This is a genomic window from Pectobacterium polaris, from assembly GCF_002307355.1.
GTDB lineage: Bacteria > Pseudomonadota > Gammaproteobacteria > Enterobacterales > Enterobacteriaceae > Pectobacterium > Pectobacterium polare.
Window position 1 is genome coordinate 2,949,903 of sequence record NZ_CP017481.1, and the last position, 24,254, is coordinate 2,974,156.

Below are 24,254 nucleotides of genomic sequence, written 5' to 3' on the forward strand. Positions count from 1 at the left end.
CCGGAGAAAGTAGACGGGCAAACAGTCAGTGAGGCGGACGAGTGTCCGCCTCACGCTTTTCTGGACGCGATTATTTCGCCGCCAGCAGGCATAAATTCAATGCCACTTCATACGATTTCACAAACGACGGCACAGGAAGAAACTCAAAGCGCGAGTGGAAATTGTGTGCGCCAGTGAAGAAGTTCGGCGTGAGCAACCCTTTGGCAGACAGCGCAGCGCCGTCCGTGCCGCCGCGCATTGGTGTCACTTTGGGTTCAATGCCTAGCGTGTCGAGTGCGGCAAACAGCAGGTCGATAGCGCGGCGATCGTCGGTGATGGCGTTGCTGATATTGCTGTAGATATCGGTGAGGGCATAGGTCACGCTGCCAGTCGGGTACTGCGCGGCAATCTTCTCTGCGATTGCGGCGATCTGCTGCTTACGCTGTTCAAACGTGGCTAAATCAAAGTCGCGGATAGACGCCTTGAGCTTCGCTTCATTGGCATTCGCCGTCAGGTCGTTAAACCAGACATAACCCTCGCGTCCTTCCGTGTGCTCCGGCGTCTGCTGGCGATCGAACTGGCTGATAAAGTCATGTGCCATGAGCAGCGGGTTAACCAGCACGCCTTTCGCCGACATCGGGTGCGCTGGCACACCGGTAAAGCGAATTTCCGCGGAAGCCGCATTGAAGTTCTCATACACCACTTCACCCAGCTCGCAGCAGTCGATGGTGTAGGCAAAATCAACATCGAAGCGTTTGAGATCGAGCGCTTTCGCTCCACGCAGCCCAATCTCTTCATCTGGTACGAAGGCGACCACGATATCGCCGTGCAGCGTCGCGTCACTCAGGTTCTCCATGAGCGTCATGACCACGGTAACGGCGGCCTTGTTGTCCGCGCCGAGTACGCTGGTGCCGTTGCTAAAAATAATGTCCTGCCCAACATACGGCAGAATTTCTGGGTGTTCCGCCGTGCGCAGCCAGATGTCCTGTTCGGCATTCAGGCACAGGTCTTCACCGGTAAAACGCAGCGTTTGCGGGTGAATATTCGGCGACAGGCCGACGTCAACCGTATCGATATGAGTAATAAAACCGATGCGCGGTGCGGACGGACAGTTGCCCGGCTTCACGGCCGTCACGGTGGCGTGCTCATCAATCACCACATCCTGTAGGCCCAGCACGCGGAGTTCGTCCGCCAGCAATCGCGCCATTTCATGCTGTTCCGGTGTGCTAGGCAACGTTGTCGAACGGGCATCGCTTTGGCTGGTGACGGCGAGGTAACGGTAAAAACGCGTGCTGAGCTGATGAGCTAAACGGTCTGTCATAACGAATCCTTTTTATTCAGTAATAGCTATGACAGTTATCCTAACGTAGAAATTATTTCATTCGGTGGTTTTATTTGTCATTTTATCGTCATGGTTTTTATATTTCAGACAGAGATAGTCAGAAAGCAAACGCACTAAATGGGACACGAATAACACTAAATGGGACATGAATAACACTACAAGCGAGGACTGGAATGAAAAAAGCAGGAATACGATTGACTCTGGCAGCGTTGACGCTGGCGGTCGCTTCAGCGGCCTCAGCGAATACGCTGGTGTACTGCTCGGAAGGATCGCCGGAAAACTTTAACCCGCAGCTTTACACCTCCGGCACCAGCGTGGATGCCAGCGCTGTGCCGATTTATAACCGTCTGGTAGATTTCAAAGTGGGCACCACGGAGCTGGTGCCGAGTCTGGCGGAGAGTTGGGACGTCAGTGCTGATGGGCGTGTCTATACCTTCCATTTGCGTAAAGGCGTGAAATTCCAGAGCAATAAATACTTCAAACCTTCGCGTGATTTTACCGCCGACGACGTTATTTTCTCCTTCATGCGGCAAAAAGATCCGCAGCACCCTTACCACAGCGTCTCGAAAGGGACCTATGCCAATTTTGAGAGCTTGTCCTTTGGCTCGTTGATTCAGAGCATCGAGAAAGTGGATGACCACACGGTGCGCTTTACGCTCTCCCATGCGGAAGCCCCATTTCTGGCCGATTTAGCCTGGTACTTCGCGTCTATTCTCTCTGCGGAATATGCCGATGCGATGCTCAAAGCCGGGACGCCGGAGCGTGTGGACATGGATCCGATTGGCACCGGACCGTTTGAATTAGCGCAATATCAGAAGGATTCTCGCATCCTGTTTAAAGCGTTCCCCGACTATTGGGAAGGCAAGGCCAAGCTGGATCGGCTGATTTTCACCATCACGCCGGATGCCTCCGTGCGGTACGCCAAGCTGGAGAAGAATGAGTGTCAGGTGATGCCGTTCCCTAATCCCGCCGACCTGCCGCGCATGAAAGAAAACAAGGACATCGTGCTGATGCAAAAGGCCGGACTGAACACCGGCTTCCTGTCGTTCAATACCCAGAAAGCACCGACGGATAATGTGAAGGTGCGGCAGGCGTTAACGATGGCGATTAACAAGCCGGCGATTATCGAAGCTGTTTTCCAGGGAACCGGAACGGCGGCGAAAAACCTGCTGCCGCCGGGCGTCTGGAGTGCCGATAGCGACCTGAAAGACTATGACTACGATCCTGAGAAGGCGAAGGCGTTACTGAAAGAAGCCGGTTTGGCGGAGGGCACCGCTATCGAACTGTGGGCGATGCCGGTACAGCGCCCGTATAACCCGAACGCTCGCCGCATGTCGGAGATGATTCAGGCGGACTGGGCGAAAGTCGGTGTGCAGGCCAAAATTGTCACCTTCGAGTGGGGCGAATACCTGAAAAGGGTGAAAGGCGGTGAGCATCAGGCGGCACTGATGGGCTGGACAACGGCAACGGGCGATCCTGATAACTTCTTCGGGCCGCTCTTTACCTGTACGGCGGCCAACGGTGGTTCCAACTCGGCAAAATGGTGTTATGCGCCGTTTGATAAACTCATTATCGAAGCGCGCGCTTCACAGGATCATGAGCAGCGTATTGCCCTGTACAAGCAGGCGCAGCAGATGATGCACGATCAGGCACCGGCCGTCATGATTGCGCATTCCACCATCTTTGAACCCGTACGTAAGGAAGTGACCGGATATGAGGTCGACCCGTTCGGTAAGCATATTTTCTATCAGGTAGACGTGAAGAAATAAGATCGTGAAGAAATAAGATGCAGTGAAAACGGCACGCCGCACGGCGTGCCTGACTTCGGCGGAACGCGATTGCTCGATTTCGTCGTGTCGACAGTTTCCCATGCGGATAATACCGCACCTCTGTGGCTAGCCTTATCGGTATTGCGCCGAGCATTGCTGTACGCCACTCGCCGCCAATGCCACTTTCCGTAATACACGCCACTTTCCGCAATACGCGGAGTTTCTTCTCCATTAATCGACACGTTTGCCTGCAAGCGGGTGGCGTCTTGCAATATTCGTCAATGGGAATGACAACTCAGGTTATGAAGTCAGAGCATTAATGATACTACTATCAGATACAAAGCACTGCCGACACAAGATCGAACCAGAACTCATCAATTGAGAAAACGCGACGTGTAGAAATCAACAATATCATGGAATCCATGTATGTCATTTAACTCAACGCTAGTACAAGAAAAAATGCTGCAATTAATGCAGAGCATTGGCCAAAATATTTATCTGAAATCAGTAATGAGCGGAATGATGCTGGTGTTGCCTGCCACCATAATGAGTTCACTGGCGACCTTGCTGAAAGTATTTCCGTTTGCGCCTTATCAGGCATTTCTGGTCAAACACGATCTTGTTCGGTTTTTTGATATACCGATTAATTTTACCAATAATTTCCTGGCCGTCATCGTCGCGTTCTCTGTTGCTTATACATTAGCTAAAAACCTTAACGCTGATAGTTTCATGAGCGGCCTGCTTTCGATGATATCGTTTTTCATTCTGACACCTTATCAATTAGGCGATGTCGGGCCTTTGGGGCAGTCATTTGCTATTCCGAGCCACTGGCTTGGTGCGATGGGGTTATTTACGGGGATTCTGGTTGCCATCACGGCAACACGGATATTCGTAGCGATAACCAGAAAAGGGCTGATTATAAAAATGCCTGACACGGTGCCGGAGTTTATTTCGAAATCATTCTCGTCATTGGTGCCGGGCATTGTGATCCTCACGTTTTTCACCGTGGTTTCTGCCGCTATCACGATCAATGGCCTAGGCAGCATTCATGAGATTATTTATAAACTCATTCAGGCACCGTTGACGTCACTCGGGTCGGGTATCGGGTCGCTTATTTTTGTCGCTATTCTTGCTCAACTGCTCTGGTTTTTTGGGCTGCACGGGCACGCGATTACGCTGGGTATCGTTGCGCCTATCTGGTTCGCTATGGATGCGCAACAGTTGGCCGCCTATGCCGCAGGAATCACACCGCCGAATATCACGGGTTTTGCCTTTTTCATGACCTATGGGGTTGCCGGGGATTTATTGCCGCTTGCCTTTATGCTGGCATTTCTGGCCAAAAGTAATCGTTATCAGACGCTAGGGAAAATTGCCTTGCCTCCCGCTGTGTTCACCATCGGCGAACCGATGGCTTATGGTGTACCGCTGGTCATGAATTTCGCTCTCGCCATTCCCTATATTTTCATCAATGGGCTCATGCTTGGTCTCGCATACTACCTCACTGTCATCGGTATTTTGCCGCGCGTTGCGGGTGTCAGTACGCCAGCAGGGATTCCGGTTATTGTCTCTGGATTTATGCAGGGGAGCTGGAAAATTGCGGCGTTTCAGTTTGTCGGGCTTTTTATTCGTTTCGCAGGTTGGTATTTCTTCTTCAAAATTGCTGACGCAATAGCCTGCAAGGAAGAAAACGCAGAACGCGTGAATAACAGTTAATACACGAATCTATGGGGTTTGCGTAATAAAGCAGACATTAAAAGTGAGCCATGATGAGCAGCATGTTAAAAATTAATTATCAAGAAGAAAATATTGTCGTTGATAGATGTCCTTTATTTTTAAGCTGGTCGGTAGATTATCGGCAGACGTCATTCACTCTGTCTGTTTTAAAGGATGAAACCGTTATCTACACCACCAGCAGAGCAGGTAATGATACGACGTTACACCTTGACTCATTCGCGTTAGCCTGCAATACACAGTATGCCATTGAAATTTTCGTTTATGGTGAGGGCGATAATCGTACCTCAATGAAAAAAATGTTCAGTACCAGTAATTTCGGTCAATTTAAAGGGTGCTGGATTTCAGGTGATAAAAAAAATAGTGATGATGGTTATTATCTGGAGAATAGAAATACCGTTATAAGAAAGACGTTTGATGTCGTTGATGATATCGCGATGGCCTGCATGAGTATTGTCGGGTTGGGTTTCTATAAACTCTATATTAACGGGAATGAAATAACGGGAAATGAGCTCAATACCGACTGGACGAACTATAATAAAACCGTTTATTACGATACGTATGACGTGAGTTCCTTTTTAAGAAAAGGAACGAATAACGTCACTATCGAATTGGGAAATGGATGGTTTAACCCTGCGCCGCTTAAATTATTTGGAAAGTACAATTTAAGAGATGTGTTGTCCGTTGGCGATCCGCAAGTCATCGCTGATTTGGTGATTAAGGGAACCACGGGAGAGTTCACCATTTCCACCGATGAATCGTGGGAATTCTGCGAAGGGGCATATGTTTTTAATAATATCTATCTGGGTGAAAGGGTGGATTTCAGACTCTTCAGGGGAAGCAACACAAGCGATATTATCAATCCGGTATGGAAAAAGGTATTGATTAGTCATGGGCCAAAAGGCGAATTCGTATCCAGCTTTATTCCAAAGATCAAACAAGCCGCGACGGTGGGTTCCTCGCATATCTACGTTGTCGATGAAAATGAGTTGATTATTGATTTTGGCAAAATTATCGCCGGATTTATCAACCTAACGATGACTGCCTCTGAGAACCAACAAGTTCTGCTGACTTACAGTGAAGAGGTGTACGAAAACTATACGCTGAACTCCGATTCCACGCTGGCGGGGTTTGTTGGCAAAGAGGTTGCGCCCGGCGTCATCATTAATGGTGGACCGGAAGCGCCTCACCGTGCGGAACAGCAGGACACGCTGACTTGCCGCAGTGGGGTCAATCATTTTGTTAATCAATTCACTTATCACTCCTTTCGTTATGTCAGAATCAGCGGCATTAACCTCGACCAGTTGAATCATATTTGTGCCGTTTCTGTTCATACCGATCTGGCTGAATGTGGCGGATTCCGTTGTTCCGATCCTTACCTGAATCAGTTAGTGGATATTGCCCGGGAGACGAAGTTAAACAATGTCCACTCCGTACTGAGTGACTGTGCTCGCGAGCGATTTGCCTATGGCGGAGATATCGTTGCGCTGGCTAAGTCACAAGTCTATCAATTTGATTCTGCAACCATTTATGAGAAAACCCTTGTAGACTTTATTAATGACATCCGCCCGAATGGGGGCGTTCCCGAAACAGCTCCGTTTATGGGGATAAAAACCAATGGAACGGGAGGGGATGCCGGGCCATTGGGCTGGCAACTGGTACTCCCTTATCTGATTCACATCCATTACCAGCACTATGGCAATGTGAAATTGGTCTATGAAATGCTCCCGTTCCTTGAACGCCAGCTTGAGCATTTGGCGCGGTTAAATCTTGATGAACTGAGCGCGTGCTGCCTGGGGGACTGGGGAAGTCGCGATGTGAATACGGCAAATTACAAGTCAGGGTCACCTGCTCTGCATTTTACGGCTACCTGTTTTTATTACTATCACATCATTTTGTTGGTGAAATTCTGTAGAGCAATAAATCTGAAAGAAAAAGCGGATTTTTATTCAAATAAAGCAAATGAAGTAAGAAATGAAATTCTGACAAGATATAAAAATGAAGATGGTAGTTTTGCGGATAAAAGCCAGACAAGCTATGTATTTGCCATATACTTTGCGCTTGCAGACGATATACAAGCCGCGCTAACGTCACTACTTAACCTGATTGCCGCTGATAATGACAACATTAAATGTGGTATCTTTGGGCAAAGTTTTCTTTATGAAATTTGTCGTCAATATGACCAGAATGATGTGATTGTTAAATGGCTCAGCGCTGATGAGGGTTTCAAGGGAATGCTCAACGGTGAGTCCATGACCTTAAAGGAGTTTTTCGGCGACAACAAAAATGGCTCTTGTAATCACGCTATGTTCAGTTCCTATTCAAGCTGGATGTATCAGGGATTGGGGGGAATATCTGTTACGGATGATGCGGTAGGCTCTGATGTTATTTCAATCAATCCCTGTTTTATCGATTCCATTGAGTTTGTCGATTGCTGGCACCAAACGATACGAGGCCGTATTAATTGCAACTGGCGTCGTGATGGAAATGGAATTGAATTAGTGATCAAGATTCCATATAACCTAAAAAAATGCACTCTGACGATCGCCAAGGCGTATACTGTCCTTGATGAATTACCCGCTTCGATGAAGTGTGATAGTTTTAATCAATATTTTGACATAACGAATGTGGGCGAGATAAAAATCCTGCTGACGAGGTCGTTACATTAAAGTATTGGCGTAACAACCCTGCTCCATGTAGGTGGTTTTATGTTGAACTCTACAATCCATGACGATCTGCTGGCGTATACAGACAGAGAGCTTGAAATATTACAAGCCAATTATAAATTTAACCATAAATTTAAAAATCACATGGAGCGAAAGTTTTTTAAAGACAACTACATCTATATCGAAAAGCAAACGCGGTTCGCAAAAATACCGTTACATTCTCATGGGTTCATTGAGCTTATTTACATCTATCAGGGTGAGATGAAGCAAAATGTAAACGAGTTACCTTTAACGTTGAAGAAGGGCGAACTCCTGCTGCTCAATCAGTTTGCCAAGCATGAAATTGACGCAGCAGGCCATGATGACATCATTATCAATTTCATTATAAAAATTGAATTTTTTGGAAAATTAATGTCATTATTTGATGAAGAGAACATCATATCCGATTTCATTCTTTCATCAATTAACGGAAAAATGCGATATGGTGAGCATATCCATTTTAAAGTGGGTGATATTGAGTCAATACAAACGATAATGCACGTTATTATTAGTGAAATATACAGTAAAAATAACCTGAAAGAAGTGCGTGTCAATTTCCTGGTTGGTTTACTCATCACTGAACTGATCTCGAATGTGGAGTCGAGTGACTATCATGTCAATGGCAGCTACAACGAATCACTGTCCATGTCGGTACTTAAGTATATTGATGAAAACTACAGTACGGCCAGCCTGAAAGAAATTTCTGACAGGCTAAAACAGCCTAATTATAAAGTCAGTAAATTGCTAAAAGCATTTACGGGTAAAAATTTCAGTGAGCTCCTCATCGAGAAACGAATAGACGTGCTCATCCATCTCCTCAAACATACTAACCACTCAATCATTGATATTATCAATATGACGGGTTATGAGAATGCCTCGCACTGCTATAAAATATTTAAAGAGAAGCACAGTATGAGCATAAAGGAATACAGAGATAGAAATATGTAGAGCTCATGTTTTCTATTAGAAACCGCAGGAGAGATTACTGCGGTTTTTTTTCGTATATACCCTGCAAAAATCGACATAGAGAAAGGCAAGTCAGGATATAACTCACTGCATTATTGTAAATATAATGATGATAATTCATAACAACAAAATATCCATTTATCTTCTGCCTATTATACTCTGATGGAGTCGAATTAATGCACCATAATAAAATAGCGATATATTTAACATCATGCTTTATTTCAATATCCTCTGTTCATGCCGCCAATCTTTCTGACGATGGGTCTTTCCAATTAAATGGCTATGGCATGGTCGCCGGGGATTTCCAGAGCGAATTCAATCGTCCTAAAAATATGTCATTGCATGCCGATCCCACGGGGCCAAATCAGGATCCCCGGGGGAAAATGGGCGATCTTGGGAACAGCTTTTGGCATGACTATTTTACCTCGCTGGCCATCACGAAAAAATGGCAGGGGGTGGGTGCCCCTGAACAGTGGGCTGATTATACTTATCAAATGGTTGGCTATGGTGATAAGAGCATTGAAACGGCGCAGAATTTTGGTCGATTTGGCGGGTTATCTTTTCTGCCCGAAGACGCCAATATCTGGGCGGGCCGTCGCTACCTGGATGAGCGCCTCAGCATCTTTGCCTATAACACAAAAGAGATTCATGTTGACTCCGGTGTGGGTTACAGCGGCAAAGATCTTGATGTGACGATAGGCACAGCACAAATAGACTGGTCGAGTGCCAGCGCGCCACAGGCAATTGAAGGGTCGCGACGTATTTTTGATATCGCATACCGAGTGGGTCCAACGGAATGGGGTGCCACCTATGTGAAGGAGCTGGATAACCCGTTAAATACCGGCGTTCAGCGAGCCATGAGTTTCTCTGGGAAATACAATTTATCGTCGTTTATGGGAATAGCAGAAGGGCGTTCATCGCTAAAATTCCAATACGGTAAAGGCATTATTGCTCAGTACCTGAATACCAGCCGGATCAGCGTGCTGAGTGAGGAAGGGGATTCAGCGCTGCGGCTTACGCTTGATGGTAGCCTCAATATGTTTGACGATTTTGCCGTTACTCCCGCCTTTATTTACGAATATACCAAGCGCGACAAATCTGCGGAAAGAACCACGCTAATCCCGGATACCAGCTATGCGGGCGGCAACACAATTTATGGATCGGGAAATGAGACTGGAATTTTCGCTGGCGTCAGCGTTAAACAAAACCTCCACCATCAGAACCTGTCGATGCTGTATGAAGCGGTTATCAATAATACGACCAATAAAAATGGCGTGATAGGCGCAGACGGCACCGCATATAAGATTGCGATGGGGCCGGCGATTCAGCTTGATGTTATGCCCTATGCTGCGCCAATCGCCAGCCTGACGCTCACCTACGCGGGCGGCGATCGTGCCGTTACCCTGTTACCTACCGATTCTGAATGGCGTCTGGGCTACCGTCTGGAAGTCTGGTTTTAACACATTATTTATCTCTTATTTGAAATGACAGGATGTATCGATATGCTGAAAAAAATAACGCTCTTATTGATGGTATTAACGGCACCCTCTGTATTTGCGCAAGCGGATACGGCAGGCAGTAACATTATTAACATCAAGCCTACGGCGCTTCCCGTCGAAATGGAAGCCGACATTGCTTATTCATTGACCAAAAATATCATGGGGCGACCGCTGCAATTATCCATGGATTTGGTTAAGCCTTACTCAGATAAGCCGTTGCCTGCGGTAGTCTTTATTACCGGCGGGGGTTTTATTGATGCGCCCAAATCCAAATACATCGGGCAACGTGTTGATATCGCGAGAGCGGGTTATGTCGTCGCCAGCATTAATTATCGTGTCGTGCCAACGGTGACATTCCCTGGCATCGTTGAAGATGCAAAAACCGCGGTCAGATTTTTACGTGCCAATGCGGATAAATTTGGTATTGACCCGAATAAGATTGCCGTCATGGGGGAATCTGCCGGTGGATATTTAGCCGCGATGGTGGCGACGACGAACGGTGTGAGCGAGTTTGATAAAGGTGATTATCTGAATCAGCGCAGCGATGTTCAGGCTGCCATTGATTTGTATGGATTATCCGATCTAACGTCCGTCGGCGCAGACTTCTCGGATGAGAGGAAAGAGGCACATAAATCGCCAGCTATCCCAGAAGCGATGCTGGTCAATGGGATTCCGTGGCACGGCGGCGGGTCGATTTTGAACGATCTGGATAAAGCCAAAAAAGCCAACCCCATTACCTATATATCAAAGAAAACGCCGCCATTCTTATTAATGCATGGCGATGCCGATAATGTTGTGTCACCGAGTCAGACGCGCATTCTGCATGAAGCGCTTGTTGCTCATGGCATTAATTCAACGCGTTATGTTGTTCAGGGCGCCGATCATGCCGGGCTATTGTGGTATCAACCTGAAATCATGAAAACCATTATTGCATTCCTGGACCGCAATTTGAAATCTACCCGATAGGATGAATAAAAACCGCGCTTTATTTAGCGCTGGTTTTTATGGGGATTTTATTTATCTCAGAAAGAAATACTTTGTCTCTTAAATTATTATGGCGATTTCATTATGAAAAAGATTTTCCTTTGTTGTGCAGCAGGTATGTCGACCAGTATGGTCATGAATAAAATGAAGCAGGCCGCAGCAGAAAAAAATATTGAGGTGCAGATCGTTGCGGTATCAATGGATGATTTTGACAGCATGTTACCCCAGTACGACTGCTGTCTTTTAGGGCCACAGATTAAATATAAGTTTGATGAATTTCAGAAAAAAGCGGCCGCGGCAGGAAAGAAAATTGCCGTTATCGACAGCATGGATTACGGCATGATGCGGGGCGATAAAATCCTTAGTGATGCCCTGGCAATGCTTGATTAAACGCTCGCATTATTCTGACAGTTTTTTAAATTTATAAACGTGGGGTTAAGTATGGACATGGAATCAACCGTCATGGAGCTTATTATTAATGCGGGGGAATCCCGAAGCTGTGCCATGCAGGCGCTTCGTGCCGCTAAGCAGGGAAACTGGGTGGAGACGGATTTGCAAATGAAGGCGTCTTTCGAGGCGTCAAAGCGTGCTCATGACGTGCAGACTATGCTGATTGGCATGGATGAAGGATGCGGCAAAGTGCCGGTTAACCTCATTCTGGTGCATGCACAGGATCACATTATGAATGCCATGCTGGCGCGTGAGTTGATTGAAGAACTCATTGATGTTCATCGCCAGCTCCAGAAAAAGCAGGCATAAGACCTGCTCTGTCACGCATTCAGCGTGATTGCCATCCGATTAACGGCGATCGCCAAAGCGATCGTCTAATCACAGTGACCCATGAATCACCGTGATTATCGAGACACGGTTACTCGGTTTCATCACCGTAATACAGCTTACCGATGCGGATAATATCGCGTCCCTGTGATTTGCGATGCTTATTGGAATCACGCAGAGAATAAATGCAGCCGCAATACTCCTGTTGATAGAAACGTTCGCGTTTGCTGATTTCAATCATGCGCGACGAGCCGCCGCCTTTGCGCCAGTTGTAATCCCAATAGGTCACGCCGGGATACTTCTGCGCGGCGTTATGCCCACACTCGGTAATCTGCTGCATATTTTTCCAGCGTGAAATTCCCAGCGAACTGGAAATGACGCTAAAGCCGTTTTCTGCGGCGTACAGCGCCGTGCGTTCGAAGCGCATATCAAAACACATGGTGCAGCGAATTCCGCGTTCCGGTTCCCACTCCATGCCTTTAGCGCGTTCAAACCAGTTATCCGAGTCATAATCTGCATCGATGAAAGGCACGTTATGCTGTTCGGCGAAACGGATATTTTCTTCTTTGCGGATCAGGTATTCGCGCTGCGGGTGGATATTGGGGTTATAAAAGAAAATGGTGTAATCGATGCCAGAAGCGGTGATGGCTTCCATGACTTCACCAGAGCAGGGCGCGCAGCAGGAGTGCAGCAACAGCTTGTCGGCATTATTCGGCAGAGAAAGCTGTGGACGTTGCAGTGCAGCGGTTTTGACGTTCTGCATAGTTTTGACATTCGACATAAGAAATGGTCACTTCGTTGTGGTCCGCAAGGACGGTGTCGGCACAAGTTCGTCACGAATTATTGATGATATGCTCACAAGAGGCAACCTCATGGCCTACCTAGCGTTATCTTTCCCGTTGCGTTCCCCGTACAATACCCCCTAAGATTGCCTGCTTTTTTTGGCCTGAATGGCTGTGGTTAACGATCGAATGGTTACCGAGTAGCGTTATGCGTGTTCTGCTTGCCCCGATGGAAGGGGTTCTCGACTCATTGGTGCGAGAACTGCTGACTGAAGTAAATGATTATGACCTGTGCATCACCGAATTTTTACGCGTGGTGGATCAGTGTCTGCCGGTTAAATCCTTTTATCGCCTTTGCCCGGAATTACACCATGCCAGCCGCACGCCGTCAGGTACGCTGGTACGTGTTCAGCTACTGGGACAATATCCACAGTGGCTGGCGGAAAATGCGGCACGTGCTGTCGAACTGGGTTCGTATGGCGTCGATCTTAACTGCGGCTGCCCGTCGAAGCTGGTGAACGGCAGCGGGGGCGGGGCGACGTTGCTGAAAGATCCCGAGCTGATTTATCAGGGCGCAAAAGCGATGCGTGAGGCGGTGCCCGCACACTTGCCGGTTACGGTGAAAATCCGTCTGGGTTGGGATTCTGGTGCTCGCCAGTTTGAGATTGCCGACGCGGTACAGCAGGCGGGCGCAAGCGAACTGGCCGTGCATGGCCGTACGAAAGAAGACGGGTATAAAGCCGAATGCATTAACTGGCAGGCAATAGGGGAAATCCGCCAGCGCCTGCAAATTCCGGTGATCGCCAACGGCGAAATCTGGGACTGGCAAAGCGCGCAGGACTGTATGGCGACAACGGGCTGCGACGCGGTGATGATCGGGCGGGGCGCGCTGAATGTGCCGAACCTGAGCCGCGTGATTAAGTATAACGAACCGCGCATGCCGTGGCCGGAGGTCATGCTGCTGCTACAAAAGTATGTGCAGTTGGAAAAGCAGGGCGACACGGGACTGTATCACGTCGCGCGCATCAAACAGTGGCTCGGCTATTTGCGTAAAGAGTACGACGACGCCACCGACTTATTCAGCGAGATCCGCACGTTAAAGACCTCGGCGGATATCGCCCGTGTGATTGGTGAGCCATAGGCGCTCACCGTTTCCTCATTTTCTACCTTCCTACATCTGCCTTCCTACGCTTCGTGTTCTCATCACGCTGTTCAGATTTAACGCACCCATCACTCTCGCGCTGGCCTGTACTTTACTTTACGAATCGGTTGACGGTATAACACTTCATCTATCTGGAAGTTTAGACGTCTATAAAGAAAGGTCATCATGGAACAACATGCATCAGGCACGGAAGGGCAGTTTAAGCGCACCATGAAGGCTCGCCATTTGGTGATGCTTTCGCTCGGCGGCGTCATCGGCACTGGCCTGTTTTTCAATACGGGCTACATTATTTCCACGACGGGTGCGGCCGGGACGCTATTGGCGTATCTGATCGGCGCGCTGGTGGTGTATCTGGTGATGCTGAGTCTGGGTGAGCTGTCCGTCGCCATGCCGGAAACCGGAGCGTTCCATGTGTATGCTTCCCGCTATCTCAGCCCGGCTACCGGTTATACCGTGGCGTGGCTGTATTGGCTGACGTGGACGGTTGCGCTAGGTTCCAGCCTGACTGCTGCCGGTTTTTGCATGCAGTATTGGTTCCCACAGGTGCCAGTCTGGACCTGGTGTCTGCTGTTTTGTGTGCTGATCTATCTGCTGAATATCGTGTCGTCCCGCTTCTTTGCCGAAGGCGAATTCTGGTTCTCTATCGTTAAAGTCGTCACGATTCTCGCTTTTATCGTGCTCGGTGCTGGCGCGATGTTTGGCTTTATTCCGATGCAGGACGGTTCACCTGCGCCGTTCTTCCAGAACATTACCGCGTCTGGCTGGCTCCCATACGGTGGCCTGCCAATATTGATGACGATGGTGGCGGTGAACTTCGCCTTCTCCGGTACGGAGCTGATCGGCATCGCGGCTGGAGAAACCGAGAATCCGCAGAAGGTCGTGCCGATGGCGATTCGTACTACCGTTGCGCGACTGGTGATCTTCTTTCTGGGCACGGTGCTGGTGCTGGCGGCACTCATTCCGATGGAAGAGGCCGGTATCGCTAAAAGCCCGTTTGTGCTGGTGTTTGAAAAGATTGGTATTCCTTACGCCGCCGATATTTTTAATTTCGTGATTTTGACGGCGATCCTGTCCGCCGCTAACTCGGGGCTGTATGCCTCGGGGCGTATGCTGTGGTCGCTGTCCAACGAAGGCACGTTGCCGCGCCGTTTTTCTCGTCTGACGCGCCGTGGCATTCCGCTTTTTGCGATCTCCATCAGTATGCTGGGCGGGCTGTTGGCGCTGTTTTCCAGCGTGGTCGCGCCAGATACCGTCTACGTGGCACTGTCCGCGATTTCTGGTTTTGCCGTGGTGGCGGTGTGGTTAAGCATCTGCGCCTCGCACTATATGTTCCGCCGTCACCATGTCCGCTCGGGAAAACCGCTTTCCGACCTGCAATATCGCGCCCCTTGGTTCCCCATCACGCCGATTCTTGGTTTCCTGCTGTGTCTGCTGGCCTGCGTCGGGCTGGCGTTTGACCCAAGCCAGCGGATTGCGCTGTGGTGTGGAATTCCGTTTGTCGCACTGTGCTATGGTGCTTATTATTTCACGCAGTCAATGAAGAAACGTAGATTAACGGGAGTGGAAGACATTGCGTAAAAATACGGTTACCGAAATGCTGGCGACGGCATCAACGATTGTGCTGGACGGTGCGTTGGCGACCGAACTGGAAGCGCGCGGCTGTGATTTAACCGATCCGCTGTGGTCGGCGAAAGTGCTGGTTGAAAATCCGGCGCTGATTTATCAGGTGCATCTCGATTATTTCAAAGCTGGGGCACAGTGTGCGATTACCGCCAGTTATCAGGCGACGCCGCAAGGATTTGAGGCGCGCGGGTATAGCGAAGCGGAGTCACTGGCGCTGATTGCCAAGAGCGTACAGCTGGCGGCGCAGGCGCGGGATGATTACCGTCGCGATAATCCGCAAGCTGGGACGCTGCTGGTGGCGGGGTCGGTGGGGCCGTACGGTGCCTATCTGGCGGATGGTTCGGAGTATCGCGGCGATTACCAGCTGCCGCAGGCCGAGATGATGGCGTTTCATCGGCCGCGTATCGCGGCGCTGCATGAAGCGGGTGCCGATCTGCTGGCCTGCGAGACGCTGCCGTCTTTTGCCGAAATAGAGGCGCTGATTGCGTTACTGGCCGAGTTCCCTCAGGCGCAGGCCTGGTTCTCCTTCACATTGCGTGACAGCGAACACCTCAGCGACGGCACACCATTGCGCACAGTGCTGGCGCGGGTCAATGCCTGTTCACAGGTGGTCGCTGTGGGTATCAACTGCATCGCGCTGGAAAACGTGACGCCAGCGCTGACGCACCTGTCCTCGCTGACGGATTTGCCGTTGGTGGTTTATCCCAATTCCGGCGAGCAGTATGATGCGGTAACGAAAACCTGGAGCAACGCCCACGATGACGCCTGCTCGCTGACAGCCTATTTGCCCGAGTGGCAGGCAGCAGGTGCACGTCTGATTGGTGGCTGTTGCCGAACCACGCCCGCTGATATCGCCGGTATTGCACGCTGCTGCCAGCATGAGGGTCAGCACTAAATAAGGGGATGCTGTGATGGAAAATGATGTGAACCTGCAACAGGCGTATTCGCTTGCCAGACAGCGTGTCGCGCCGGGTGTGCCGGTAACGGTGCTGTACATTGGCGAACAGCAGACGACGGTTGTCTGCGGAACGGCGTCACAACCGTCGGCAACCCTGCAATTGACCATCGGTTTTGACAAAACGGCGTCGGTGTTTTTCAAGCACCTTCCCCCCACGCCAGACGAAATGGAGCGGGCGATCATGGCGGTAGAGGATGAAGTGACGCGTATTCGCCACGACATTCCTGCGGATTCCGTTCTGTTTTCTTTCGACCCCGCATTGGTGGCCCTCGCACAGATTTCGGGAGCAGAAGAAGAGGAAGCAGGCTGGCGTTTACCGCAAGATGACATGGAACGGACATTTAAACGTCTGGAACGCGTCATGCAGGGGAGTCCGGCGACCTGGGAGGGGATTCCGCTAGAGAACGCTTTCTCCGCCCGATTGCTGATTTTTCGTGAGTTTATGCACCATCACGGCTTCGATTCTGCACTGATTTTGCTATTACCAGCAGTTGCTGCGTGAAGAACTAGCGGTTTTCCTCTTCTCAGCTACTATTAACGGCGGTCAGCGTCCAGCAAGGATTCTGACCGCATTTTTTTGCTGGGAAATCGCCGATAGCATTCATCTACAGATATTCATTGCCAGGAAATTGCACTCGGGATATCTGACGTTGTAAGGTAATAACACAGCATGATTACCAAGGTCATGCCATCGCGTTGTCAGGATGCGACAGGATGTAGGGTGTTAATCAAGGAGGATGAGAGGACGGCCATTGGGCCATATTATGTTACCTGTATGATCTATTTTACGGATGACCGAATCATTATTATCTTGAATTTCCGTATGTCAGCGTAATAAAGCGCTGATCGATATGGCGGAGAGTCAATTTTATTTCAGGGAATCCAGTGAGGGGAAAGAACATGGTTGAACATTTCACAGGGAAATATGAAGTTGAACTTAAATTTCGCATCGACGATATAGCCGTTTTTAGGAATACGCTTTTTAGCCTTCATCCCGAGGCTTTCGTCTTTGAAAATAAAGAACATGATGTTTATTACGATGATGCAGAGAATAGTCTGCGACAGCAAAATATCAAAATGCTGGTGCGTCGTATGGAGCCATCGGGCATTAAGCTCTGGATTGTGAAAGGGCCAGGCGTCGATCGCTGTGAAGCGGTTAACGTTGAAGGCTTTGAAAAAACCGACAGCATGTTACAGACGTTGGGGTATCAACCTCTTTTTGAAATTCATAAAATCCGCAGCATCTACTTTTTAAACGCCTTCCATATTACGCTCGATTATATTGAATCACTGGGTTATTTCGTCGAAATATCAGTGATGACCGATGATGAAACCCAGTTGAAAGCACTCAGAGAACGGTGTATAGAGTGTGCGCTACGGCTTCAATTGCCATTGGATAATATTGAAACGAAATCTTATTATCAATTATTAGGCTTTAATTAATTGTTCTTTTCTGGTTATTGAATTGTTGTTTTTATTGTTCTATTTGCACACGGGGAAATGATGAAAAAATCTATTTCGGCGGCGCTGGCCACGTTAGTGATGGCGTTTTCTCTGTCCGTTCATGGCAGCGATGGGGTGCACTATAAAGACGGTGCCTACATCGGTAAAGCGCAGGGGAAGGCGGCAGAAGTTGAGGTCACGGTCAGCATTAAAGACGGGAAGATCGCCAATGCTGAAGTGTTGAAGCATGGCGATACGGAAGCGATGATGCTGAGCGCGACGGATCAGATTGTGCCGGAACTTATTGAGAAGCAGGACATTAACAAGGTGGATGCGGTAACGGGGGCAACGTTATCGAGTCAGGGCGTGATTAACGCAGTGAAACAGGCGCTGGAACAGGCCAAAGTCACACCGTAGTCGCACCGATTTTTGGCTATCACCGTTAATGAAGGCCTGAGTGATTAAGGAGTCGCACTGCCGTGGAAAACCTGCTGATGATTCTGCGTCACACGCCTTACTGGGTGTGGATCGTTTTGGGTTACCTGATTTATGCCGGCGTAAAAGCCAGCCAGCCACGGCAGCAATCGTTGGTGCGGATGTTGGTTGTGCCGATGATTTTCATGGTGTGGGGCATCAGTGCGATTTTTCATACGCTGCGGCTCCCGCTTGCGGCGGCGGGCGGATTTCTGCTGGCGTTGATCATCGGGCTGGGCATCGGATGGGCGTGGGGGAAAACGTCAGGAACCTACTTGCCGGAATCGCGCCATTTTCAACGCACCGGTTCGTGGTGGTCGCTGGTCTTGATGCTGCTGACGTTTTGTTCTCATTTCTACTTTTCCGTCCAGTTGGCTCTGTTTCCCGCGTTGGCGCATGACCCTGTATTCTGCCTGCTGTCCGGCGCGGCAAGTGGGATTACCGCAGGGATATTCAGCGGCGTCAGCCTGCGTTTGCTCAACCACATGCGCAAAATAAGACCGTCTCTGACGTAACAGGATAAAAAACAGTAGGTTGCTCAAACCGTCTGTCAACATTTGTCACAAAGCTTTTCTGCTGTATGAGTGCGCAGGGAAGGGCGGTAAATTATAATGCCGATGCCCATCCCTTTCATTTAACAGAATACTGTTTAAGTTATTGAAGAATGACTAAAAATTTTAAGCTTTCTCTTTTTGGCCTGTTAGTGCTGTCAACCCATGCTGTGATGTTGCCTCAGGCTATGGCGAAAGCGCCGACGTACTCCGCTGGCACTGCGCATCAGGAAATTGCTTCCGGTAGCGCCATGGTCGTGGATCTGCGTGATAACCACATCCTTTATTCCAGCAATCCTGATGTGGTGGTGCCGATTGCTTCGGTGACGAAACTGATGACGGCGCTGGTGGTGCTGGATGCCAATCAACCGTTGGATGAAATTATCTCTGTCGATATCAGCCAGACGAAAGAAATGAAAGGGGTCTACTCACGCGTTCGTCTGAACAGTGAGATCAGCCGCCGTGACATGCTGCTACTGGCGCTGATGTCATCAGAAAACCGCGCGGCGGCCAGTCTGGCGCACCACTATCCGGGCGGCTATCAGGCGTTTATCCGCGCGATGAATGCCAAAGCCCGTGCGTTGGGGATGGCCCACACGCGCTATGTGGAGCCGACCGGGTTGTCCATCAATAATGTCTCGACTGCCCGCGATCTCACCAAACTCCTGATTGCCAGCAAGCAATATCCGCTGCTGGGTCAGCTTAGTACCACTCAGGAGAAAACGGCGACGTTCTCCCACCCGGCGTACAGCCAGCCGTTCAGAAACACGAACCATCTGGTCTATAAAGAGGACTGGAGCATTCAGCTTACTAAAACGGGCTTCACGAATCAGGCAGGGCACTGTCTGGTGATGCGTACGGTCATTAATCAGCGGCCTGTTGCGCTGGTGGTGTTGGATGCTTTCGGTAAATACACGCACTTTGCGGATGCTAACCGCCTGCGTAAGTGGATTGAAACCGGTAAGGTCAGCGAGGTGCCTGCCGCCGCGTTGAGCTATAAGAAACAAAAATCACTGGCTTCCCGCCAACCGCAGAGCATGGCGAGTATCGAAACTGAATAATCAGAACTCCCCTTCCTGATGGTGTGGAAGGGGATGTCTTAACGGTGGCTGAGCAAGCCACCGCTTGCGACGGGCTGTCACGCTCGAGCGCGAAAATCTTCTACCACTTCACCCGCTTTTTTCACTTCGTCATCATGCGCCACTTCACGCCAGGTTTCCGCTAATGCATCCTGTAGCCAACGCTGCATGGCAGGCTGTGCTAACAGATGCTCACAATAGGCAGTGGCTTCCGGCGAAACGGGAAGCTGGTAGGTTTTGATACGGAAGACAACCGGCGCAAAGAAGGCGTCCACGGCTGAAAACTGTTTTCCTGCCAGAAACGGTCCGCCAAAGCGCGTCAGTCCTTCCTGCCACAGTTCGCAGATGCGGTTAATATCGTTACTGAGGGCAGGCGATATCTCATTCATTTTAACGCGCACGCCGCAGCTCATGGAGCAGATGTTACGCAGCTCGGTAAAGCCAGAATGCATTTCGGCAGCGGCACAGCGTGCCCAGGCGCGGGTTTTGGTATCAGCAGGCCAGACGCCGGGATGTTGTTCAGCCAGATACTCGGTAATCGCCAACGAATCCCAGACGGTGGTCTCGCCATCGATCAGGCAGGGAACTTTTGCCGTCGGCGAAAAGGCCTTAAAGGCCGGCTGTGACATGCCCGGCGCAAAGGCAACCAGTTTCTCTTCGAAAGGAATCGACAGCGCTTTCAACAGCACCCACGGACGCAGTGACCAAGAGGAATAGTTTTTATTGGCGATATACAGCTGATACATGTCTGATGCTCCTTGTGTTAACGAAGCCTTAGCATTAGCACGAAAGGTAGGAGAAATCATCTTGCATCGAGTCGCCCACGCGTGTGTATGAGAATCCGCGGTGAGAGAAAATCGAGGCGATGAATCACGGAGAGGTGATTCATCGTGGTTTATCAGGCCAAAATAATCTGTTGGCAATGCATCTGTAGTAATGACAGTTCGGGTTTATCCGCACTGGAGGCATCCGTCACGACCATATCGATTTCCGGCATGGTGGCATAGACAACCCGACTGGTGACGCCAATCTTGCTGCGATCCGCGAGGATAATGCGCGTTCTGGCATATTGCACCATGGATCGGGCAATGGCCGCCTCGTGGTGAGCAAAACTGGTGGCGCCGGAGGCGGCATCTATCCCGACCGGAGAGAGAAGCGCCACGTCGGCACGGTAGCGTTGCAGCTCATTAAGGGTCACATCACCGCTGGTTGCCTGTGCTGAGGCTCCCATGTATCCACCGAGTAGTATCACGCTATGCTGTGCGACAGATTCCGTTGCGGTGAGTTTCTGCGCGACGGTTAGGCTATTGGTGATGACGGTCATCCCCGGCATGGAGAGCAGTTCGTCGGCTAGCAGAGACGTTGTACTGCCAGCATCGATAAACAGGGTTTGCCCGGCCTTTAACTGCTGTACCGCTGCACGGGCAATGGCCTGCTTTTCTTTTTCACGCACGGTGTTGCGAATGGACAACGGCGGTTCCGGTTCCTGTGTTGTTGCCACGATCCCGCCATGGACACGGCGCAGGGCACCTGCCGCTTCCAGCTTCAGAATATCGCGTCGTACTGTTTCACGCGAAACGCCGAGATGTTGAATAATTTTCTCCGTGCTCACTCGGTTTAACGTTGAGAGCAAGGCCTGTATGCGATGTAACCGCGTTTCTTCTAACATAGCTGTCCATTCGTTGATGTTCTGAAACCAGTTACTATGATTTCCGCTTCTCTGTTACAAGATGCAGAAGTAGTGCCGTCATGGCAACAATCCCCATAATACAGGTCGAAAAGGCGGCAGCCTGTGACGTAAAGCCTGCTTCATCCAGTCGCATAACGGTGACGGCACCTAAAGGCAGCGATGGCGTGACCAAAAAAATCACGGCCGATAGTGTAACCATTGAGCGCATGAATAAAAACATGGCGACCGAAATCAGCGTGACACGCATCGCTGGCAGGTAGACATCGCGCAGAATGCGCACCACGCCACCACCTAAAACCGTTGTGGCATCTTCCATCGCATGCGGCACGTTACGTATCCCCATCATCATCGTGGTGTAGCCCTGCGTGTGGTAGTGATAATAATTGCATAATGCCACCAGCAGTGCCGATCCATACAGCATACCCCAGGGAAGATCGGCGGTATTGAATGTGAACACATAAGATAGCCCCAATACCAAACCGGGAACGGCAACAGGCAGTGCGCTAAGCAGCACGGCGGCATTGGCGACTTTGCCCGGTTGACGGTGAATACCGAATGTGAGCAGGAATAGCAGCGCGGTGCCGACCACCGCCGCCAGTGCGGAAATCCAGACTGACGTCCACAGTGGCGTATAGCCGCCTGCGAGATCGATATCGTAATGTTTTAGGGTCAGGTCCAGACGGTACGGCCATAGGCGTATCATGCTGGCGATAATGACGGTGCCAATCACGGCGACAATCGTGAGTGCGATAGCCATGGTTGCCAGATAGAACGACATATCGCGTGTGCGTAATGGCTGCGGAACGTGTGGGATAGCCGCCTGTGTTCCGATGGCTTTTTGCCGTCTGGCCGTTGCGCGTTCTATCCAGATCGATGCGGCAGCAGGCAGCAGGAGTAGGATCCCGACGACGGCTCCCATGCCGAATTTCATCTGGCCGCTGACCTGGCTGTAGATTTCGGTTGCCAGCACCGAGAAGTTACCGCCGATGACAATGGCGTTGCCGAAATCCGTGATCGTAATGGTAAAGATGACAAAGGCCGCACTCAGCAGGCCATATCGCAGGCCGGGAAGGGTGATATCCAAAAATTGTCGCCAGTCGGACGCGCCCAGAACGTTAGCCGCTTCATACTGACGGGTATCGCTATGGCGCAGCGTGGTACGAATGATCAGAATCGCCTGCGGCAGCGCGTACAGGACGTTGGCAATCAATAGCCCCCAAAAGCCATAAATATCCAATCGCACGCCAAGAAGATTACCGATGATACCGTTTCTCCCCAACAGAAAAATCAGTCCTAATCCCAACACCAGCGAAGGGGCTAGTATAGGAAGCGCGGTTGAAAAGGCGATAAAACGTTTGGCGGGCATGGCAGTACATTCCAGCCCATAGGCGACAATAAATCCCAGCAAGAGGGTGACCAACGTGGTAACGACGCCGAGTAATAGACTGTTTGCTGTTGCCCGCCAGATGCCGGGCGAGTCCGTCAGTGCCAAATAGTTTGATAGCCCCACGGTGCCGCTTTGATCGTCCAGCAGGCTGTGCCAAACGATGCTCAGCATGGGTATGCCGAAAAACATGAGTAACGCCAGTAGCGGGAGCCACAGGCACAGACGGGATAGCCAGCGATCGCTAACGGTTTGCGGAGGGAGACGTGATTGATTCATGCTTGCACCCAGGCGCAGTCTTCTGCGCGAATCGAAAGATGAACAAATTCACCAGGGGACCAGTTGACGGCGCTGCTGGTCTCGACCAAGAGCGGCTGTGATTTCCACATCACCTGCACGCGTTGGATGCTGCCGAGGAAGCTGGTGCTGATGACCTTCCCTTCCGCGCTTTCAGCTTTATGCAGGGCAATCCGTTCAGGGCGAATAAACAGTTCAGCGTCTTCCGGCGGCGCAGGTTCCTGTGCCGAGGGGATCAGTTCAGGCATGCAGGTGCTGACGACATTGCGCGACAGTAAATTACTGTGTCCCATGAATTCGGCAACGAAACGTGTGCGTGGGCTGGTATAGAGTTCGTGTGGTGTCCCTTCCTGCACAATACGTCCGCCGTGCATACAAATGATTTTATCCGCCATGCTCATCGCTTCTTCCTGATCGTGTGTGACCATCAGGGTTGGAATGCCGAGTCGCTGTTGCACGTCACGTAACTCCTGACGTAGTCCGGCACGTACGCGCGCATCCAGTGCCGAAAGGGGCTCATCCAGTAATAGCAGAGAAGGGTTGACCGCCAGTGCACGTGCAATAGCGACGCGCTGTTGTTGTCCTCCCGAAAGCTGATTAGGGTAACGATCGCCGAATCCGCTCAGGCGTACGGTATCCAGCAGGTCATTAACGCGTGCGGTCATTTCCTCTGCTGGGGTCTGGCGGATTTTCAGCCCATAGCCAATATTTTGTGCAATCGTCATGTGGGGAAAGAGTGAGTAGGACTGAAAGACGATGCCAAAGCCCCTTTCTCGCGCAGGCACGTTGACCAGATCGCGATCGTCTAACGTGATTTTCCCTCCATCGCAGCTTAGCAACCCGGCAATGATGCGCAGCAATGTCGTTTTGCCACAGCCGCTGGGGCCAAGCAGGCAGACAAATTCGGCATTGTCGATCGACAAATTGATACGGTCGAGAGCGACATAGCCCTCAAAGCTTTTATAAAGATTTTGAATAACCAGAGCCATGAATGCGACCTCTTAATTACGGCTGCCGCGAAGGGATAAAGTACGCTGCGCGGCAGTCTTTACTGCGAAT

Annotated in this window: 22 protein-coding genes; 16 read left to right on the forward strand and 6 right to left on the reverse strand. The window is 50.3% G+C overall.

The window, feature by feature from the left end:
- Positions 1-70: 70 nt before the first annotated feature.
- Positions 71-1,300 (reverse strand): peptidase T, encoded by a 1,230-nt coding sequence (pepT, locus tag BJJ97_RS13235; protein WP_095994240.1) that lies wholly within the window; start codon positions 1,298-1,300, stop codon positions 71-73.
- A gap of 194 nt (positions 1,301-1,494) precedes the next feature.
- Between pepT and BJJ97_RS13240 the strand changes: the two genes are divergently transcribed.
- The 8 genes from BJJ97_RS13240 (at position 1,495) to BJJ97_RS13275 (ending at position 11,734) form a co-directional block, all read left to right on the forward strand.
- Complete coding sequence (locus BJJ97_RS13240) at positions 1,495-3,090, forward strand: ABC transporter substrate-binding protein (RefSeq protein WP_095994241.1); 1,596 nt, start codon at positions 1,495-1,497, stop codon at positions 3,088-3,090.
- Positions 3,091-3,561: 471 nt separating this feature from the next.
- Positions 3,562-4,803 carry a PTS sugar transporter subunit IIC gene (locus BJJ97_RS13245; RefSeq protein ID WP_167385224.1) on the forward strand — a complete coding sequence of 414 codons (1,242 nt, stop codon included), beginning with the start codon at positions 3,562-3,564 and terminating at the stop codon, positions 4,801-4,803.
- Positions 4,804-4,865: 62 nt separating this feature from the next.
- On the forward strand, positions 4,866-7,490 hold the full coding sequence (locus BJJ97_RS13250) for a family 78 glycoside hydrolase catalytic domain (protein ID WP_095995374.1): 2,625 nt from the start codon (positions 4,866-4,868) through the stop codon (positions 7,488-7,490).
- 39 nt (positions 7,491-7,529) lie between these two features.
- Positions 7,530-8,474, forward strand: a complete 945-nt coding sequence (locus tag BJJ97_RS13255) for an AraC family transcriptional regulator (RefSeq protein ID WP_095994243.1) — start codon at positions 7,530-7,532, stop codon at positions 8,472-8,474.
- Between the two features lie 305 nt (positions 8,475-8,779).
- Positions 8,780-9,952, forward strand: coding sequence for a carbohydrate porin (locus BJJ97_RS13260; protein ID WP_226307526.1), 1,173 nt, complete (start codon positions 8,780-8,782; stop codon positions 9,950-9,952).
- A gap of 42 nt (positions 9,953-9,994) precedes the next feature.
- Positions 9,995-10,957 carry an alpha/beta hydrolase gene (locus BJJ97_RS13265; protein ID WP_095994245.1) on the forward strand — a complete coding sequence of 321 codons (963 nt, stop codon included), beginning with the start codon at positions 9,995-9,997 and terminating at the stop codon, positions 10,955-10,957.
- A gap of 102 nt (positions 10,958-11,059) precedes the next feature.
- Positions 11,060-11,365 carry a PTS sugar transporter subunit IIB gene (locus BJJ97_RS13270; protein ID WP_095994246.1) on the forward strand — a complete coding sequence of 102 codons (306 nt, stop codon included), beginning with the start codon at positions 11,060-11,062 and terminating at the stop codon, positions 11,363-11,365.
- 51 nt (positions 11,366-11,416) lie between these two features.
- The gene (locus BJJ97_RS13275) at positions 11,417-11,734 is read left to right on the forward strand and encodes a PTS lactose/cellobiose transporter subunit IIA (RefSeq protein ID WP_095994247.1); all 318 of its coding nucleotides are present in this window, start codon (positions 11,417-11,419) and stop codon (positions 11,732-11,734) included.
- Between the two features lie 109 nt (positions 11,735-11,843).
- Here BJJ97_RS13275 and BJJ97_RS13280 read toward each other — a convergent pair whose 3' ends face one another.
- Positions 11,844-12,515, reverse strand: a complete 672-nt coding sequence (locus tag BJJ97_RS13280; RefSeq protein ID WP_095701890.1) for an epoxyqueuosine reductase QueH — start codon at positions 12,513-12,515, stop codon at positions 11,844-11,846.
- Positions 12,516-12,742: 227 nt separating this feature from the next.
- Between BJJ97_RS13280 and dusC the strand changes: the two genes are divergently transcribed.
- The 8 genes from dusC to pbpG all read left to right on the forward strand — a co-directional run bounded on the left by dusC (position 12,743) and on the right by pbpG (position 19,806).
- Positions 12,743-13,675 carry a tRNA dihydrouridine(16) synthase DusC gene (gene dusC / locus BJJ97_RS13285; RefSeq protein ID WP_095699115.1) on the forward strand — a complete coding sequence of 311 codons (933 nt, stop codon included), beginning with the start codon at positions 12,743-12,745 and terminating at the stop codon, positions 13,673-13,675.
- A 186-nt stretch (positions 13,676-13,861) separates the two neighbouring features.
- Complete coding sequence (gene mmuP / locus BJJ97_RS13290) at positions 13,862-15,274, forward strand: S-methylmethionine permease (RefSeq protein WP_095699116.1); 1,413 nt, start codon at positions 13,862-13,864, stop codon at positions 15,272-15,274.
- The gene (mmuM, locus tag BJJ97_RS13295) at positions 15,267-16,214 is read left to right on the forward strand and encodes a homocysteine S-methyltransferase (RefSeq protein ID WP_095994248.1); all 948 of its coding nucleotides are present in this window, start codon (positions 15,267-15,269) and stop codon (positions 16,212-16,214) included. Before mmuP ends, mmuM begins: the two co-directional genes overlap by 8 nt.
- A gap of 16 nt (positions 16,215-16,230) precedes the next feature.
- Positions 16,231-16,779 carry a hypothetical protein gene (locus BJJ97_RS13300; RefSeq protein ID WP_095994249.1) on the forward strand — a complete coding sequence of 183 codons (549 nt, stop codon included), beginning with the start codon at positions 16,231-16,233 and terminating at the stop codon, positions 16,777-16,779.
- 398 nt (positions 16,780-17,177) lie between these two features.
- On the forward strand, positions 17,178-17,720 hold the full coding sequence (gene cyaB / locus BJJ97_RS13305; protein WP_095699119.1) for a class IV adenylate cyclase: 543 nt from the start codon (positions 17,178-17,180) through the stop codon (positions 17,718-17,720).
- 60 nt (positions 17,721-17,780) lie between these two features.
- Positions 17,781-18,137 (forward strand): FMN-binding protein, encoded by a 357-nt coding sequence (locus BJJ97_RS13310; RefSeq protein WP_039480132.1) that lies wholly within the window; start codon positions 17,781-17,783, stop codon positions 18,135-18,137.
- 62 nt (positions 18,138-18,199) lie between these two features.
- On the forward strand, positions 18,200-18,709 hold the full coding sequence (locus BJJ97_RS13315) for a DUF6622 family protein (RefSeq protein ID WP_095994250.1): 510 nt from the start codon (positions 18,200-18,202) through the stop codon (positions 18,707-18,709).
- A gap of 149 nt (positions 18,710-18,858) precedes the next feature.
- The gene (gene pbpG, locus BJJ97_RS13320; RefSeq protein WP_095994251.1) at positions 18,859-19,806 is read left to right on the forward strand and encodes a D-alanyl-D-alanine endopeptidase; all 948 of its coding nucleotides are present in this window, start codon (positions 18,859-18,861) and stop codon (positions 19,804-19,806) included.
- Between the two features lie 77 nt (positions 19,807-19,883).
- On the opposite strand, the gene BJJ97_RS13325 is transcribed toward pbpG, so the two are convergent.
- From BJJ97_RS13325 to BJJ97_RS13340, 4 genes are all read right to left on the reverse strand, one after another.
- Positions 19,884-20,570 carry a glutathione S-transferase family protein gene (locus tag BJJ97_RS13325; RefSeq protein ID WP_095994252.1) on the reverse strand — a complete coding sequence of 229 codons (687 nt, stop codon included), beginning with the start codon at positions 20,568-20,570 and terminating at the stop codon, positions 19,884-19,886.
- A gap of 152 nt (positions 20,571-20,722) precedes the next feature.
- Complete coding sequence (locus tag BJJ97_RS13330) at positions 20,723-21,493, reverse strand: DeoR/GlpR family DNA-binding transcription regulator (protein ID WP_095994253.1); 771 nt, start codon at positions 21,491-21,493, stop codon at positions 20,723-20,725.
- A 34-nt stretch (positions 21,494-21,527) separates the two neighbouring features.
- The gene (locus tag BJJ97_RS13335; protein ID WP_095994254.1) at positions 21,528-23,177 is read right to left on the reverse strand and encodes an ABC transporter permease subunit; all 1,650 of its coding nucleotides are present in this window, start codon (positions 23,175-23,177) and stop codon (positions 21,528-21,530) included.
- Positions 23,174-24,184 carry an ABC transporter ATP-binding protein gene (locus BJJ97_RS13340; RefSeq protein ID WP_095994255.1) on the reverse strand — a complete coding sequence of 337 codons (1,011 nt, stop codon included), beginning with the start codon at positions 24,182-24,184 and terminating at the stop codon, positions 23,174-23,176. The genes BJJ97_RS13335 and BJJ97_RS13340 overlap by 4 nt, the downstream gene beginning before the upstream one ends.
- Positions 24,185-24,254: the final 70 nt, after the last annotated feature.